Below are 16,342 nucleotides of genomic sequence, written 5' to 3'. Positions count from 1 at the left end.
TGACACTGGTAACAGTACGGCCACAACACCAGCTCTACCTGGCATTTTCGCGCGATACCCACTGTTCCTTAAATAATTCTGAGAACTCTATGAGATTCATAGTGCGACATCCGATAAGGCCACATTTCCGTTGCCCCGAGAAATAGGGGCACCGCTACACACCGTCACACACAAATGCGGATATTCCGGTCAGGGCGTATCGGTCAGCGCGCCGGGCAGGTGTTCACATAGGCGTGGCCGGGGAGGGCGACCACCCATTCCTCGCGGGTGATCGGGGTGGTGCCGCTGGCGCAGATCCGATCGGCTTCGGCGGCGGCGTCGGTGCGCCATTGCCGCAGGGTGCCGTCGACCGCGGACTCGGTGAGGACAGCGCCGTCCGCGGCGAAGGCCAGCATGGTGGGTTGCCGGTGGCGCAGCCCCCGGGCGATGGTGGCGTAGGCGGTGGGGTGCGCCGGGACGGAGTAGTCCCAGAGCAGGATGGTGCCGCTGACGATGTCGTCGATGGCGAGCAGGGTTCCGTCCGGATCGAACGCCACCGAACCCGCCGAGCCGTTGGCGCCCGCGGGGGCGGCAAGGGCACGCGGCGGGGTACCCGGCGTGCCGAGCTGGTAGACGAAGGCGCCGGTGAGAGTGCCGACCGCGAGTGTGTTGCGCGAACTCAGGGCCAGCGCGATGGTCTGCCCCGGGGTTCGCAGATCGGACAGTTCGGCGATCGGCTGCGCGGTGGAGGTGGTCGAGAAGACGCTGACATTGCCGGTGCGGTGGCTGCCCACGGCGAGCAGGCCGCCGTCCGGGCTGAACGCGAGCGAGGTCGGGTAGCCACGGCCGAATCGGATACTCGACCGCAGTCGGGGCTCGCCGGTGACGTCGAAGATATCGACGGTCTGGGTCATGCTGCGGCCGATGGCCAAGGCACCGTCGGGACTGAACGTGACGGCGCGGATGTCGACGCCTGCCGCGCTGAGCGGCGCGCCGACACGACGCGGAGTCACCGGGTCGGTGATGTCCCATACCTGGATCGTGAATTCGGTTCTGGTCACCGCCCTGGCCGCGTTCGGGGCGATCGCGACGACGTCGATCAGGCCGGCGGGGTCGCCGTCGAGCAGCGCTCGATCGGTGGCGTAGGGCGTTCTGGCCAGACTACGTAAATGGGGGAACAGATCCTGCGGGAGGGCGGGCTGGTCGGGTGGAAACCGGAACAGCGTCAGCGAGCTGGTCGACACGACCGGGCCCGGCAGCTCGAACACATGCACGGCATGGTCGAAACTCGTTGTCACCAGCGATCTTCCACCGCGCAGGAAGCGCGCCCGCGCGACCATGTCGATCGGGAAGGTGACCAGCTCCTCGCCGGTGTCCAGATCGCGAATGCGCGCCCGGGTGTCGCCGCCGACGATCACGGCGGATCGACCGTCCCCGGTCGGTGATACGTCGAGGTATTCGTTGGCGCCCCGCGGCGCGGTGGGCATCGGGTCGAAGCCGCCCGCGCCTACTCGCCAGCGCGCGACCTCGCCCGGATTGAGACCGACGGCCAGCACGGTGCCGTCGCCGTTGAACTCGACCGACCTCGCCTCCGCACCGCCGGGCCGTTCGAGGCGGCGGTCGAACGCCGGTGTCTGCTCCCGGTCGAGGGTCTCGATGTTCCAGGCGCGCACCGTGGTGGTCCAGATTCCGCCGAACAACGACGGCACCGCCGCGACGAGCGTGTGATCACTCAGGGCGACCTCCGCACGCTGCCCCGAACCGGACATCGTCGGCAGGGCGACCGGGTGCGCGGGATCGTCGCCGAGGCGCCAGCTCGCAATCGTCGCGCTGTGGGTGCCGATGGCGACGAACCCGAGGTCGGGACTGAGCGCTGCCGACGAAGGCAACCGGCCGCCGAGCGGGAGCTCGGTCACCAGGCGCGGTGCACCGTGGTCGGCGATGTTCCACAACGCCGATCGCAGATCGCCCGCGACCACCAACCACTCGTGGCCGGCGCTCATCGCGAGACCACGGATGTGCCCGCTCCCGGTGTCGAACCGTGGCCACCGATCGACGCCGGACTCGCTCACCCGCACCAATTCCACGGAGCCGTCGCCCTCGCCGATCGCGATCACGTCACCCTGCGCGGTGGTCGCGATGCGTGGTGCGTCGGGATCGAAGACCACCCCGCGACCGAGCACGACACCGGGACTGATCCGGATCGGCGCGTTCGTGGCGGTGTTCTCCAACAGAGCGGACCGCGCCTCCTCGGTCTCAGCGGTGCGATAGGCGGCAAGGGCGATCTGCTGGGACAGCGCGGGATTGAGATTGCCGCCACCCCGGGCGACGCCGGCGAACAGGCGCGAATTCGATTCCGCGCGGGCGGCCGCGTTCTCGATGCGCAGCTGGACCACCTTGGTCACCGACCCCACCGCCAGCAACACGGCCAGCCCGGCCGCGACGGAAACGATCCACAGCGCGAGGTTGGCCCGTGTGCGGGTCCGGGCGATCGCTTCGGCCACCGTGCGGGCGGCCGAGATGCGGTCGGCGTAATTCTGTGGCGCCTCGTCGGCGGCTTCGCGCAATGCCTCCGACGCGACCACCACGCGCAGCGACGAGCGTTGCGCGGCAGTCAGTTTGCCCGCATAGCCACCGACGGCCGTCAGATTCGACCCGGACAGGCCCGCGGTGACCGCGCACTCGGGGTCGAGTCGACGGGGCCGCAGCTTTCGCAGCAGGGCGTGCCGCGGTGCGAGATCGTCGAGGGCGACCGCGAACGCCGCGCCCATCGACGCGCCGTTGATGTCGTTGGCCGGAGCGCTGCCGTGCGTCGAGACCGACCATCGCACACAGGCGTCGGTGCCGGCCAATCTGCTGATGTGCCAAGCTTTTTCGAGGCTGTCGGTGAAGGCGCGATCGGCCTGGAGGAAGCCCATCCGCGCCGGGTCGGGGTGCAGGCCGCTCGGTCCGCCCCGGACCTGGTCGAGGCGCAGCACGCCCACCTCGCCACCACCGCCGAAGCTGGCGAACAGCACGCTGATCCGGCTGCTGCGCACGACCGGGAGGGTATGTCCGGACAACTCCAGCGCGGCCATGATGGCGTACCCGCGCGCCGCGCGAGCGCCCTGGCCGAGGAGATGGCGCACGATCTCACCGAGCGGAGCATTCGCACTGGTGATCGGAATGCCCGCGGGCAGCAACTGGGTACCCACCGAGGTCAGACCGGCGCGTTCGGCGTGATCGAGAAATGCCGCACACGCGTCGTCGGTGTCGATCGAACCGGTCAATGCCCGCGCCAGCACCGCCATCGCGCGTGCGGCGGACAGATCCGCGGTGATCCGGCGGTCCTGCGCGTCGGGATCTTCGGCTTCTTCCTCGAGCAGATCGTCCGCGGCGAGATCCTTCCAGCGGGCCAGCGACTGCCTCGCCAGCACGCCCGTCTCCCGCCGGTGGTCCAGCAATCGGCGCGCGGCATCCGGCCCGGTCGCAACAGCAGCACGGCACAGCGCAAGCCAGCGTTGCGACGCACCGGTCAGCTCGATCAGCACCGCGTCATCGGACAACAGCGCGTCCGTCGGCTGATCGGTCGATTCGCCTGCCATGTCTCCCCCATCTCCCTCCGGGCAGCACCGGCGACCCTGCCGAGAATGCCCCGATACGATGGAATTCCAGCACACCACCGATCGACCCAGGGGACCACGTTGTCGAGACGACACATCGCCGGACGCACCCTGACCGCCGCGGCCCTGCTCGTCACGATCCCGGTATCGGCGAGCTGCGCCGACGACGCGGACACCAGCGCGAAGCCGACAGCCGTGGTAGCGCAGGAGATTTCCGCACCGCCGCCGCTGCCCAGCGCCGACGAGGTCGAGCAACTGATGCGACGGTTGCTCGACACCACCGTGTCCAACGCCGAGAAACTCGAGCTGATCCAGGGCATCGGGAGCGACCCCGAGCTGCCGAACCGGGTCGCCGACGCGCCCCGCCAGGGCGGCGCCACCATCGCGCTCACCATCACGGGTACGCGCACCGCACCGCCCGGCATGATCGCCGACGGCACGGCTTCCATCAACAACAGCCCGCCGCAGCCGCTCATCGTGAACTTCATCGTCGAGGACGGGAAGTGGAAGGTCGAAAAGGCCTGGTACTGCCAGATCGCGTTCTCGTTCATGGTCGCCTCCCCGGCGTGCCCGACCTGATCCGCGTGGACACCGTCGATGCCGACTGAGCGAACCGCTCCGGGCCGCAACCGCATCTGTGTAGGAGCCGATCGACCCGACAGGAGGCTCCGCGATGCGACATGCTCGACCCGGTACCGCGCGCCACTGTCTGCCCTCGGCCCGGCCTACGGCGCGGGCAGCGTCGAGAAACCGAGCCGTGGTGTGCGCGTCGTCGGCCGAGCGGGGGTGCCGGGTGAGCACTGAGCCCTTGGACGAATGGCTCGGCGCATCCTGGAGCGAGGTCCCCGAACGCCTGCGCCCGGCGGTGGTCGATCACATCTTCGGCGCCGATCTGGTCACCATGTCGACCTATGCGGCAACCAAAGCGCGCTACGTCCTGGATCGGCTCGACCCGGACATGCGCAGCGACTTCGAAGACGTCGCCCAGAACACCATGGTCGAACTCACCGCGACGCTGCCCACCGAGCGGATCCGGCACTGGAAAGCGCTGGTGCTCAAGAAGCTGCAGTGGCAGGTGCTCCAGGACCGCCGCAGTCGCACCGCCGAGAAACGTCACCCCGGCCAGCGAGTCGACTACGAGTCGGCGGTCCTGGTACTCGAGGATCACCGGTGCGGCGACGCCGAGAACCGGCTCGCCGACCGCGCTGTCCTGCGGGACGCACTGGCCTCGATCACGCACGCGGAGACCGCCGCCGTGCTCCGCGCGACCTTCGTGATCGCCGCGGACGGCAGCTATACCGATGTGCAGACCACCGGCGAGGTGGCCGCAGACCTGCGGTTCAGCCAGGAGAAGGTCAAGCGATTGCGCGCGGCAGGCGCCAAGTTGCTGCGCGAGGCCGTGCGCGCGCAGCTCGACGCCCGGGACAACGAGGAGACAGCGTAATGGCGCCGGATCATGACGCGGACCGGTTGAGTCTGCCTGTCGACATCGACGTGCTGATCGCCTTCGCCGCGTCCGACAGCCCGGACGCCGACGCGGAGTCCGCCGCCGCGGGGGCGCGGATCGCCGAGCGACTGTTACGTGCAGGCGCGGTGTCGGGCAGCTCAGCCGCGCTCGGCGACCTCGGTGCGCGCCGGGCCGTGATGACGGTGCCCGGCTGGTCCGTGCAGCCGCTCGCCGCGTCGTCGGACAGCGAGCAGACAACGACTCGCACGGTGCAGAAGCAGCGCGACCGGGAGTTGGGGATCGAATTCACCCGCTCGCCCGCGGGCGCGGAGCAGACGCGAATCTCGGTGCACTCGTTCGGCGCTCGAGCCGCGGCGGGCGACATCGTGCGGATCTCGGTACGCCTCGGCGCCGACCGCACCGAACTGCTGGTCGTCCTCTACGCCGGTGACGACGGCACGCTCACCGGGCAGGCCGTCACCAGGGCGCTCACCATGTCCGAGGATCTCGAGATCTCGCTGTTGGCGGGTGCGGCGCTCGACAGCACGCACGTATCGGCGGTGACCGATGCGGTGCGCTGCTCGCTGACGGCCGGGCGCAACGCTTGGCGGCGGGTGGCCAAGGGCCTCCCTGCCGGTGATCCGGTACGAGCGGCGATCATCGCCGGGTTGAGCTGATCGTCGCGGGTTGTCGGGCAAGGCACGGAACCCGGCTGCCGGAGATGTTCGTCCGGCAACCGGGTTCGGATACGCCCAGGGAGGGCGCGCCGACGGACCGGGTGGAACCCCCCTGCGGCTCCACTCGGCAGCGGCGGCGCGGCCGTCACTCCCAGGGCAGTAGTACTTCACCGACGCCGCCGCAGTGGTGGCGTCGACGTCGGTGAAACCCCTCACCGACACTGATGCCGTGCGAGGGGCAAACGGTTCGCCGCGAACCGCCGCCGGGGCATGGCGCATCTCTGTTCCGACGGCCGGTGCCGGTGCCGGTAGTGAGGAACACGGGGATGACACCTTCGAGGAACGACACGGCGCGGCAGCTCGCCGCGTCGGCCGATCTCGAGGCGGCGCGGCGACAACGAGACACAGACAGCCGAACACGGCGCGACACCGCGGAGTTCGTCGCGCTCCGGCCGCTGCGTGGCGAGGCTCAGCTCACGGCGGCCGCTGCTGACACACCACCACAATCGAGCACGCGTCTCACGGAGTACACCGACTCAGCATTCGACCGCGATCGAGGCATCACCGACCACGTCCGGATGTTCGGCATCGCTGTGACGCAGGCTGGTTCGTTCCGGTGATACCCCACCGATCGGCCTACCTGCCAGCATGCGCAGCGCCAGCCGCACGAACGCGAAGTGCGTACGCAGGGCCCGCGGTGAACGGGCGACGGAGGCAACGGTGCACGTGCCGGTCGGTGCGGGAATTCCAGCGAATCTGTCGGTGAGCCAATCGAGAATCGCCGGGACGATGAGGAATTCGAGTGGCAGGTGCGAACCGCGGCGCACGCGCAGGTAGCGCACCGTCGCCCCGGCCTGCTCGTACCGGCGCACGTGGGCGTCGATATCGGCGACGGCGATCACCTCGTCGTTCACCCCCTGGACGATGAGCAGGGGTGCGGCGGGCGCGCGAGTGCCGGGTTCGATGTCGGCGAGGATGCGGCGCAGGACGGGCTCGGCGAGCAGCTCCCCCATGCCGCCGCGCAGATGCCGGGTCACATCGCGACGGGCGAACCGCAGCAGCAGCGCGAAGGTGCTGCGCTCCTCGGCCTCACCGAGCAGACCGCGATATCGCGCGTCGAGGTGATCGCTGAGCACCGGATCGAGCTCGGGATAGGCCTGCCGCAATCCCGCGACGAACGCCGCCGGGAACCCGGCGAACCATCCGCCGTTGAGACGCACGAACGCGGCGGCCGGGTCACCCACCGGTGATCCCGCCGCCGCACCGACGATATTCAGCTCCGGCGCGTACTCGGCGGCCAGTTCGGCGGCCCACGCCGTCGCCAACCCACCACCCGAATAGCCCCACAGGGCAACCGCCGTGGTGGGCGTCAACGCCATCGGGGCGAAGTCGAGCGCGGCCCGAATCCCGTCCAGCGCACGGTATCCGGGTTCACGTGCCGCTCCGAACCGGCCACCCGCCCCTTCGTGATCGGGTACCGATACCGCCCAGCCCTGCTCCAGGGCCATCGCGATGATCGGCAGCTCGAGCGGCGCGATCGAACCGATCGTCCATGCGCCGCTCCGCAACGCGTACGACGGAAAGCACTGCGGGGCAACAGCATCGATCGCGCACTGGAACGACACCAGCGGCCGTGGACGCGCGGCAGCGCCCCACGGCAGCAGCACTGTCGTCACCGACACTTCCGGCGCACCGTCGAGATCGCAGGTGCGGTACAGCAATTGCCAGGCCGTGATCCGCTGCCGGATCACCCCGAACAGCGCGACGTCCACCGGCCGCGACCGCACCACCGTCCCCGGCGCGAGCGCGTCGAAACCGGATGGAGCGTCGTAGAACGGGTCGGCGGGCGGGAGCAGCGGTGCGGCGCGGCGGGTCGGCGCCGGGGCGTCGACGGTCATAGGCTGCCGCCGCCACCGAAGAACCAGGGGTTGAACGTGCAGGTCAAGGTGGGACTGCCTTCCGGATCGAGGGCACGCAGCGCGATCGAGGCGGCGCGCGGGGAATACATCATGGTCAGGTGGTCGGAGACGTCCTGCTCGCAGCCGTTCTGCAGGGCGATGTTGTCGACAGTCGCGTCCGGTCCGGCCCGCAGGAAGGCGAGGTCGAGGGGATTCATCACCTCGTCGTAACGGGAACCGACCACGGTGTAGGCGACGCCGGGCACAGTGTCGCCGGTGGCGTTGAGGGTGGTGTAGAACGACGAGCCGACGGCCTGTTCGACATTGGCGGCACCGATGATCGGCCGGTAGAAGCCCATGATGTCGATGCCGGCGTTGTTGATCATCCGGCCGAGGGTGGCGATCCCGAGCAGCGAGGTGCCGTGGTGGGTGGCGCCGAAACTGACGAGCTTGCCGACCTTGCCCTGGCCGCCCTCGAACTTCAGGTAGTGATTGGCGATGGTGCCGCCCTGGGAATGGCCGACGATGTCGACCTGGTCCGACCCCGTCGCCGCGCGGACTCGTTCGATGAAATCGGCGACCTGACGGGAGGAGTCGGCCATCGGGCCCACCCCGTAGCGCCCCGGCAGCACGGCGCCGAGTCCGCCGGCCTCCAGCAGCCCGGATTTGCCGAAGTTCAGCGCGAACACGCAGTACCCGGCCTCGGCGAGGCGGGGCGAGAGATAGGAGAAGGTGTCGTAGGCGTTGAGCCAGGTGCCGTGCAGCAGCACCACCGGGCGCGGGTGCTGCGCCGAGGGCTTGCAGTCCCAGCGGTTGGCGCCGGGCGGCGCGGCGTCGGGGTGGAGCAGGCCGTAGGCGAAGGCGGGCAGGTAGGCCGACATCTCGGGGCCCTCACCGACGGCGTCGGAGGCGCGGCTGCCCGACGAACCCGAGCTGCTGCCCGAGGCGCTGCCGGTGTCGGCGATGGCGGTGGGTGTGCGGCCGTCGGCGGCGGCGACCGTGCCTGCGTTCACGTATTCGGCCAGCGAGGCGATCGTCGGCTCCAGGGTGGGAGCCGCGTCGGCCGGGCCTGCGGCCACGGTCAGCGCCGCGGCGATGCCGATTCCGCACAGCGCGCGGCGAAGGGAATGCGTCGTTGCAATCATGGTTTCACTTCCGTAGATCCGCGTCGACGAACAGGTGGCTCGGACGCGCTCTGCGAATCTATGACCCAGGACACAGTGATGTCACTGCACCGGGCAACGAGAAACTCTGGACCGGATTGGCGCGGGAGCCAAGTTCTGTACGTTTTCGATCGGATGGTCCACTACCGGGCTGTCGTCGGACACAATCGAGTCATGCTCGCCGAACACCCCGTTTCCGAACTCCCCGCTCTGCCCGCGCTGACCGCTCGGCTGCTGACGCGGTGGCCACAGATCTCCGAACGCATGCTCGCCGACGGTCTCGGCGCCAACGCGCCCGCCGAATTGCCCGACGGACACTTCACCGCGGAAGTGCTGCCGACCATCTACGCGTGCGGGCGGGCCGTGCTCGAGGCGATCGGCGCCGACCGCGAGTTCACCTACGCCGAGGTCGCGGCCTTCGTCGCCCCGGTCGCCGAGCGTCACGCCGAGGACCGGTTGCCGTTGCCGATGCTGATCGGCGCGATCCACGGCTCGGCGCAGTCGGTGTTCGCGGAGGCGCTGTCGCTGGCTCTACCCACCGAGACCGCGGAGATGGCGCGGGTGGGCAACCGCCTGCTCGATCTGCTGCGCCATATCAACATGACGGTCGTGGAAACCTACACCGAGGTCGAGCAGTCGATCTATCACGCCGAACGCGAGGCGCGCCGGGAGCTGTGTTCGGCACTGGTGCGCGGCCTGCCCGCCGAGGAGCTCGCTGCCCGCGCCGACACGATCCTCGCCGATCAGTACACGGTGCTGGCGGTCCATCTGAGCGAGCCACCGCGCGTTGGCACCGCGGCCAACCTGGTGACCAGGCGACGGATCCGGGTGTTGCAGCGCGCTTTGGACGAGCTCACCGGCACCACCACCCCGGCCACCTTCGACGGCGCTCACGGCATCGCGTTGCTGAGTCACAGTTCCGAAACCGACATCCTCGACGCGGCGAAGTTCGACGAACTCGCCGACCGCCTGCGGGCCCAGTTCGGGGTACCGGTGTATCTGGCCGAATTCTCCGGTGTCAGTCGTGACGCCATTCCCGCCGCGGCGAAGGACGCGACCGAACTGACCGAACTGGCGCGACTACGCGGCAAGCCCGGCGGCTGCTACCGGCTCGACGATCTGCTGCTCGAATATCAGCTCACCCGGCCCGGCCCGGCCCGAGAACGCCTGGCGCAGCGGGTGATTCCGCTCTTGAGCAGTCCGCACCTGATCGATGCGCTGGAAGCGCATCTCGTGCACGGCGCCGACCGCAAAACTGCGTCACGACTTATTCACGTGCACCCGAATACTTTTACCTATCGCCTGCGCAGGATCGCCGAACTCACCGGTCTCGACCCGGCTGATCCGAAAGATTCACGTATGCTCGCCGCGTCGCTCACGGTGTATCGACTCGATTCCCTGGAGAACGAAAAAACCCGCTATTCGACGTGTGCATCGAATAGCGGGTAATTCGTTTCCCGACAAGGAAAGTCTTACTTGTCAGCGCTCTTTACAGGTAGGCGCTGCACACGGGCCAGGCGCCGGGACCCTGCGCGGCCAGCACGTTCTCGGCCACGCGGATCTGCTCTTCACGGCTGGCGTTGTCGGCGGAGCCCGCGCCACCGTAGGCTTCCCAGGTGCTCTGCGAGAACTGCAGGCCGCCGTAGTAGCCGTTACCGGTGTTGATGTTCCAGTTGCCTGTGCTCTCGCACTGCGCCACGGCGTCCCAGTTGTTCGCCGAGGCGGTTGCGGTGGTCAGACCGGCCGGAACGGCGATCATCGCGCCGGCAACAGCGGCAAGACCAAGGGCACGGGTGGTGAACTTGCGATTGAAAGACATAAAGTATTTCCTGCCTGCGCCCACCGACTCGGTGATGAAAACTACCGCGTCCCTGCCCCTCAGTCATGTCGGGGATCCTCGAATCACGGGGCAGGCTTTCTGGCGTTCTGCGATTCGATTCGGCTCGGGTTGTTGTTCAAGCCGTGATCGAATGTAGCCGGTTTGCGATCTGAGATCACGTACCGATCACGACGCCATTTGTAGCGAGCATTGTCCAAACGAACACCGTTCACCCCTGGTCGACCGTAATAAATCCGTAATCACACCACTGTCGTTATAGCGTCGTAATGTGACGGGGCTCATAAGGAATCAGAGACCCCGATCACGTTTCTTTTCCGGCAATTCGGGCAGTCTGCCCACGCCCGGCCGGGGGATGATGGGTGAAAAGGAGGCGCACATGAGCACTCGCCGGACCCTGTTCACCGTCCTCGCGCTCGGCGTGGTCGCGGCCGTAGGCGTAGGTCTCTATCTGTTCCAGCCGTGGCGACTGTTCACCACGGTCACCGTCGACGAGGCACCGATCGTCGCGGTGGACGGCGCGCCACCGCCGGTGATCGCCGAGGGCACCTTCGTCTCCCACGAGCACGACACCTCCGGCACCGCCCAGCTCCAGCGCACGTCGGAGGGCACCGTCGTGCTCCGGATCGTCGACCTGAAGACCTCCGACGGGCCTGCCCTGCACGTCTGGCTCACCGACCAGCCGGTGATCGTCGACGACTGGCACAACTTCGACGACGGCGACCGCATCGACCTCGGCGCCCTGAAGGGAAACGAGGGCAGCCAGAACTACGAACTGCCCGCCGGTACGGATCTGGCCACAGTGAAGTCGGTCAGTATCTGGTGCGAGCGCTTCCACGTGTCCTTCGGCGCCGCCACGCTCGCGCCCGCGTAGGCGCCGCCCTGTCCGATCAGGGCCTGCCCCGACCCTTCAGCCATGCCTAGTGGGCACTCGAATCCCTCAGGCGAGCAAGCGCCGCTCGGTGGCCACCGCGACCGCCGCCGCACGGGTGTCGACCCCGAGTTTGTCGTAGATGCGGCCCAGATGCGTTTTCACCGTGGCCTCGCTGATGTGCAGTGCGCGGGCGATCTCGCGGTTGCCGAGGCCGTGGGCGAGCTGACCGAGGATGTCACGCTCACGCGCGGTGAGCGTGGGTCCTGGATTGCGCATCTTGGCCATCACCTTGGCGGCGACCGGCGCCGACAAGGCGGTCTGCCCGCCGGCGGCGGCGTGGATGGCGGCGAACAGTTCCTCCGGCCGCTCGGCCTTGAGCAGGTATCCGGTGGCGCCCGCCTCGATCGCGCGGGTGATGTCGGCGTCGGTGTCGTAGGTGGTCAGCACCAGGACGTGCGGGGTGGGGGCGGGCTGGGAGGTGATCCGGCGGGTCGCTTCGACACCGTCCATGTCACTACCGAGCTGCAGATCCATCAGCACCACGTCGGGGTGCAGGCTCGCGGCCAGCGTGACCGCGGTCGGTCCGTCGGCAGCCTCGCCGACAACCTCGATACCGGGCGCGCTCGACAGCAGTGCGTGCAGTCCGGCGCGGACGACCGCGTGATCGTCACAGATCAACAGGCGCACGGTGGTGGTCACGTGCCGATGTTAGTGCGCGCGTTCCCCGACGATGCGAATCCCTTCGCGGGCCGGCGCCGGCGCGGTCAGCGGATGTTCGTGGCGGCGTTCGCTTCAGTGGCCGGCGATCGCGTCGTCGATGATTCCGGGCGCGAGCGGAATCGCGGCGGAGAGCACCGTGCCGTCGCCGGCCGCGGATTCGATAGTGCAGGTGCCGCCGAGTTGGCGCACTCGCGCGCGAATCGCGGGCAGGCCGTGTCCACGATGTTGTTGCGGGTCGGCCTGCGCGTCGGGGTCGAAGCCGCGTCCGTCGTCGGCGACGTCGAGCACGATCTGGTCGTCGAGGCAGGTCAGGGTGATCGTGGCGGTGGTGGCCGCCGCGTGTTCGCGCACATTGGCCAGCGCGCCCTGGGCGATGCGCAGCAGGGTGGCCTCGACCCGCTGGGGCAACGGGCCCGGCGCTCCTTCTATATGGCAGCGCACGGTCAGGGTGTCCGTGGTCTCTCGTTCGGCGAGCGCGGCCAGCGCGGCGGGCAGGGATCCGCCCGCGGCGAGGTCGGCCGGGGCCAGATCGTGGACGAACCGGCGAGCCTCGGTGAGGTCACGTTCGGCGATGGCGGCGGCCGAGCGCAGATGCGTGTGCGCGAGTTGCGGGTCGCTGTCCCACACCAGGTCGGCGGCTTGGAGCAGCATGCGCTGACTCGACAGTCCCTGGGCCAGTGTGTCGTGGATTTCCATGGCCAGTCGTTGCCGTTCGGCCAGGGTGCCCGCCGTGCGTTCGGTGGCCGCCAGTTCCTGTCTGGTCCGCACCAGGTCGTCGATCAGCGCGGCCTGCCGTTCGGCCTGACGGCGCATTCCGACGAACAGCGCCGTGGTCACCGCCGCCACCGCGGGTGGGGCGAGCACCAGATTCGGATCGAGCCAGCCGGCGATGCGCACCTGACTCGACACCACCAGCGCGGTGAGTACCACGACCAGAATCACCGCGACCCGCTCCGACAGAATCCGCAGCCCCGTGTACACCAGTGGCACCGCGCACCAGGCGAAACTCGGCGCGAGTACCACAAGCACCGACCAGGTGAGCACCAGCATCGCGAACCACACCAGCCGACCCGACTGACGCAGCTCGCTCAGCGCGTACAGCACCGCGAGCACCACGGAGAGGACGACGATCAGCGGCGTCGACCGCGTCTCGCTGTGCCGGATCAGCCACCGCATCAACGACGCGGCGAGCAGCACATAGAACGCACTGTGGACGATGACGGCGAGCAGGCGCGTGTCGTCTCGCTGGGCGCCGAGCAACTGAGCCATGTCATCCACCTGGGTTCTCGGCGGCTGCCGCCGCGGTTGTCGGCCTCTCGACCTCGATCTTGCCTCCCGCGAGCACTTCGGCGTCGCACCCTCCGGTCGGTCCGGGTCGAGGCGGCCGAGAAAACAGCTCGGCCTGGGCGAACTGTTGATTCTTCCCGATGATCGCCCGCGGTGGGTCATCCGATCGGTTGACCCCGGTGTCGGCCGATCCGGCCCCGGAGTGCAGCCGGTACGCCGATCCGCGCGGGCCCGCGAGCGAACAGGATGGATATCAACAGGCCACGGCAGACCGCCGGCCGGCCGAGATCCGCACAGGAGCAGCCATGACCGCCAAGTCCACCACCCGCAACCGTCTCATCATCGCCGGCGCCACCGTCGGTGTCGTCGCCGCCGGTGTGGTCGGCGTCGTGACGGTCCAGGCGCAGGATCAGGACCCGGCCACTCGCACCCCCGTCGTCGTCAACGCCGCCGACGCCAACCTGGCCCAGTCGACTCACCTGTCGATCGCCGCCGCCACCAAGGCCGCGCAGACCGCCCTCGACGCCGCCGCCAAGGAGAACCAGCGGGTGAGCGTCGCGGTTGTCGACCGCAACGGCAATGTCATCGTCACCCTGCGCGGCGACGGCGCGGGCCCGCAGTCCTACGACGCCGCCCAGCAGAAGGCCTTCACCGCGGTCTCCTGGAACGCCCCCACCACCGAACTGGCCAAGCGCCTCGAGTCGGCTCCCCATCTGGCCGACATCGACGGCACCCTCTTCCTCGGTGGCGGCGCCCCGGTGAAGTCGAACAACGCCCCGATCGCGGGCATCGGCGTGGCAGGCGCTCCGAGCGGTGACCTCGACGAGAAGTTCGCCCAGGCGGGCGTCGCCTCGCTCGGAAGCTGATCAGGATCTGAAGTACTGTCCCCCTGCCGAATTCGGCAGGGGGACAGTGTTCATTCGGTGCGCCGGGCGCGCGCCCGGCGTTTACCCTCGTGCATCGCCTGGACTCGGGCGATCGGAATGGTGTGGCCCTCGGCGATCAAGTCGGCTGGAAGTACTTGTGGCGCAGGCATTTCCGTGTCCCACGGGTCAGCGTCACCGAGCAGGTCCCGCGCCGTACGTAGAGTGAAGTCGGCGGGGGTCACCGAGTCGATGTCGTTCCAGCGCACGGGAAAAGACACCGGTACACCCGGACGGATGCGCGGACTGTATGCCGCGATCACCGTTGCGCCACCGGCTCGCGTGGAGTCGAGAAAGACCTTGCCCGCGCGGTCCTCGCGGATGAACGCGGTGGTTCCGACGGTGGGGTCGATGCGCTCGGCCCTGGCCGCGACGGCCCGGGTCGCCGCCGCGGCGTCCTCGATCGCGACGCCGGGCTCGATCGGCACGTAGACGTGTAATCCCTTGGCGCCGCTGGTCTTCACCGCACCGGCGAGCCCGTCGGCCGCCAGCGCGGCCCGGATCAGCTGCGCACCCGCGGCTGCGTCGCGAAACGTCTGTCCCGGTGAGGGATCCAGATCCAGCACCAGGTGCGTCGGTCCCGCGCTGTGGTCGACCGGCAGCAGCAGCGGGTGGTATTCCACCGCGCGCTGGTTTCCGAACCACAGCAGCGTGCGCACGTCGTCGCCGAGCGCGTAGGTGACCTCGCGATGCGAGCTCTCGGCCCACACCGTCGCGCGCGGAACCCAGTCCGGAGTGTATTTCGGCAGGTTCTTCTGCATGAACGGCTCCTGCCCCGGCCGCACCCGCACCACCGACAGCACCCGCCCCCGCAACACCCGAACGAGCCGCTCCCCCACGAACTCGAGATAGTCGACCAGATCCCGTTTGGTCGCCTCGGCCCCGTCGAACAACGGCTGATCGAGATTGCTCATCTCCACCCCACCGCGCAGCTCTTTGCTGGTCATGGCCCCACCCTGCCCCGCTGCCAGAGGGCGGTCAACCGGTCATGGACACAAACCCGCCGCCCGGCCACAGCCGAACGCGGGGCGCCTCGATCTGCCGTCACCACCCGTTTTGGTCGATCACCAGGTCGTCGGCTATCGTATGTTCCGCGCGGCTCACCCCGGTGAGCTGTAGTTCTGGCCCCGTCGTCTAGCGGCCTAGGACGCCGCCCTCTCAAGGCGGTAGCGCGGGTTCGAATCCCGTCGGGGCTACAAAGAGAACTCCTCGGTCATGGTGACCGGGGAGTTTTTTTGTGCCCGCGTCTTGTGCCCGGAGTGCAACACATTGACAGACGTTGCACGGTTCATACACTGTAGGAAACGGTGCATGGAGGTGACGTGATCGAGCAGACGGCGTTGGAGAAGCGACTCCAGGACGCCGCGGCGCGTCCCGATGCCGTGAGCGCGTTCCGCGCCGCCAGGGCCGTATTCCTGGCCGGGCACCGACTCGAGATGAAGGAACTCGCCGTCGCGCTCGGGGTGAACCGGGCGACGCTGTTCCGATGGGTCGGCGGGCGCGACGAACTACTCGCCGAGGTGATCTGGTCGGTCGCCGAGCCGACCTTGCGTCGCGCGGCCGCCGCGGCTCCCGGCCACGGCGCGTACCGCATCGCGACGATCCTCGGTGATTTCGCCCAGGCCACCAACACCTCCTATGCCTTCCGCCAGTTCCTGCTGCGCGAACCCGAGCGGTCGCTGCGACTGCTCACCACACGCGCGGGATCGGTGCAGCACCGCGTCGTCGCGATCGTGGAAGAGCTACTCGCCGAGGAGATTTCGGCCGAGAATCTCGATCCGCTGCTGCCGGTGCCCGAGTTGGCGCTGCTGCTGGTGCGGATCACCGAGACCTTCATCTACACCGATGTGATCAGCGGTGAGGAACCCGACGCGGCCAGAGTTGTCCGGGCGTCATTGGTTCTGCTGGGCGAACGGCCCGAACAGTAAGTCAGCG

Annotated in this window: 13 protein-coding genes, 1 tRNA gene and 1 pseudogene; 8 read left to right on the top strand and 7 right to left on the bottom strand. The window is 68.7% G+C overall.

What is annotated here, in order from left to right:
* Positions 1 to 203 precede the first annotated feature (203 nt).
* Positions 204 to 3,563 carry a WD40 repeat domain-containing protein gene (locus tag ACWDXS_RS10500; RefSeq protein WP_449964292.1) on the bottom strand — a complete coding sequence of 1,120 codons (3,360 nt, stop codon included), beginning with the start codon at positions 3,561 to 3,563 and terminating at the stop codon, positions 204 to 206.
* Between the two features lie 99 nt (positions 3,564 to 3,662).
* Between ACWDXS_RS10500 and ACWDXS_RS10495 the strand changes: the two genes are divergently transcribed.
* The 3 genes from ACWDXS_RS10495 to ACWDXS_RS10485 all read left to right on the top strand — a co-directional run bounded on the left by ACWDXS_RS10495 (position 3,663) and on the right by ACWDXS_RS10485 (position 5,705).
* Positions 3,663 to 4,160 carry a hypothetical protein gene (locus ACWDXS_RS10495; protein WP_378991469.1) on the top strand — a complete coding sequence of 166 codons (498 nt, stop codon included), beginning with the start codon at positions 3,663 to 3,665 and terminating at the stop codon, positions 4,158 to 4,160.
* 214 nt (positions 4,161 to 4,374) lie between these two features.
* Positions 4,375 to 5,025, top strand: coding sequence for a hypothetical protein (locus tag ACWDXS_RS10490; protein WP_378991467.1), 651 nt, complete (start codon positions 4,375 to 4,377; stop codon positions 5,023 to 5,025).
* Complete coding sequence (locus tag ACWDXS_RS10485; RefSeq protein ID WP_449964288.1) at positions 5,025 to 5,705, top strand: hypothetical protein; 681 nt, start codon at positions 5,025 to 5,027, stop codon at positions 5,703 to 5,705. The genes ACWDXS_RS10490 and ACWDXS_RS10485 overlap by 1 nt, the downstream gene beginning before the upstream one ends.
* 536 nt (positions 5,706 to 6,241) lie before the next feature.
* Here ACWDXS_RS10485 and ACWDXS_RS10480 read toward each other — a convergent pair.
* Positions 6,242 to 7,603: a lipase family protein gene (locus ACWDXS_RS10480; RefSeq protein WP_449964285.1), complete on the bottom strand. Its 1,362-nt coding sequence runs from the start codon at positions 7,601 to 7,603 to the stop codon at positions 6,242 to 6,244.
* On the bottom strand, positions 7,600 to 8,748 hold the full coding sequence (locus ACWDXS_RS10475; protein WP_378991461.1) for an esterase/lipase family protein: 1,149 nt from the start codon (positions 8,746 to 8,748) through the stop codon (positions 7,600 to 7,602). The genes ACWDXS_RS10480 and ACWDXS_RS10475 overlap by 4 nt, the downstream gene beginning before the upstream one ends.
* A gap of 192 nt (positions 8,749 to 8,940) precedes the next feature.
* Here ACWDXS_RS10475 and ACWDXS_RS10470 point away from each other — a divergent pair, with 192 nt between their 5' ends.
* Complete coding sequence (locus tag ACWDXS_RS10470; RefSeq protein WP_378991460.1) at positions 8,941 to 10,215, top strand: PucR family transcriptional regulator; 1,275 nt, start codon at positions 8,941 to 8,943, stop codon at positions 10,213 to 10,215.
* Between the two features lie 43 nt (positions 10,216 to 10,258).
* On the opposite strand, the pseudogene ACWDXS_RS10465 reads toward ACWDXS_RS10470, so the two are convergent.
* A pseudogene (locus ACWDXS_RS10465) lies at positions 10,259 to 10,585 on the bottom strand (transglycosylase family protein); the annotation flags it as partial.
* Positions 10,586 to 10,982: 397 nt separating this feature from the next.
* Between ACWDXS_RS10465 and ACWDXS_RS10460 the strand changes: the two are divergent.
* On the top strand, positions 10,983 to 11,477 hold the full coding sequence (locus ACWDXS_RS10460) for a DM13 domain-containing protein (RefSeq protein WP_379314650.1): 495 nt from the start codon (positions 10,983 to 10,985) through the stop codon (positions 11,475 to 11,477).
* 66 nt (positions 11,478 to 11,543) lie between these two features.
* Here the strand turns inward: ACWDXS_RS10460 and ACWDXS_RS10455 are convergent, their stop codons facing one another.
* Both ACWDXS_RS10455 and ACWDXS_RS10450 read right to left on the bottom strand, forming a co-directional pair.
* Positions 11,544 to 12,176, bottom strand: coding sequence for a response regulator (locus tag ACWDXS_RS10455; RefSeq protein WP_378991457.1), 633 nt, complete (start codon positions 12,174 to 12,176; stop codon positions 11,544 to 11,546).
* A gap of 93 nt (positions 12,177 to 12,269) precedes the next feature.
* Positions 12,270 to 13,466: a sensor histidine kinase gene (locus ACWDXS_RS10450; RefSeq protein WP_387447169.1), complete on the bottom strand. Its 1,197-nt coding sequence runs from the start codon at positions 13,464 to 13,466 to the stop codon at positions 12,270 to 12,272.
* Positions 13,467 to 13,789: 323 nt separating this feature from the next.
* On the opposite strand from ACWDXS_RS10450, the gene ACWDXS_RS10445 reads away from it, so the two are divergent.
* Entirely contained in the window at positions 13,790 to 14,350 is a 561-nt protein-coding gene (locus ACWDXS_RS10445; RefSeq protein ID WP_378633096.1) for a GlcG/HbpS family heme-binding protein, read from the top strand.
* Between the two features lie 50 nt (positions 14,351 to 14,400).
* On the opposite strand, the gene ACWDXS_RS10440 is transcribed toward ACWDXS_RS10445, so the two are convergent.
* On the bottom strand, positions 14,401 to 15,354 hold the full coding sequence (locus ACWDXS_RS10440) for a DNA polymerase domain-containing protein (protein ID WP_449964279.1): 954 nt from the start codon (positions 15,352 to 15,354) through the stop codon (positions 14,401 to 14,403).
* Between the two features lie 176 nt (positions 15,355 to 15,530).
* On the opposite strand from ACWDXS_RS10440, the gene ACWDXS_RS10435 reads away from it, so the two are divergent.
* Together ACWDXS_RS10435 and ACWDXS_RS10430 are read left to right on the top strand one after the other, a co-directional pair.
* A tRNA-Glu gene (locus ACWDXS_RS10435) sits at positions 15,531 to 15,603 on the top strand.
* A 126-nt stretch (positions 15,604 to 15,729) separates the two neighbouring features.
* A complete protein-coding gene (locus ACWDXS_RS10430; RefSeq protein WP_378991452.1) occupies positions 15,730 to 16,335 on the top strand; it encodes a QsdR family transcriptional regulator in 606 nt (201 codons plus the stop codon).
* The last annotated feature ends 7 nt before the right edge of the window (positions 16,336 to 16,342 follow it).

The sequence above is a fragment of the Nocardia sp. NPDC003183 genome, from assembly GCF_053590715.1.
This window is presented reverse-complemented; position numbering and strand designations above follow the sequence as displayed.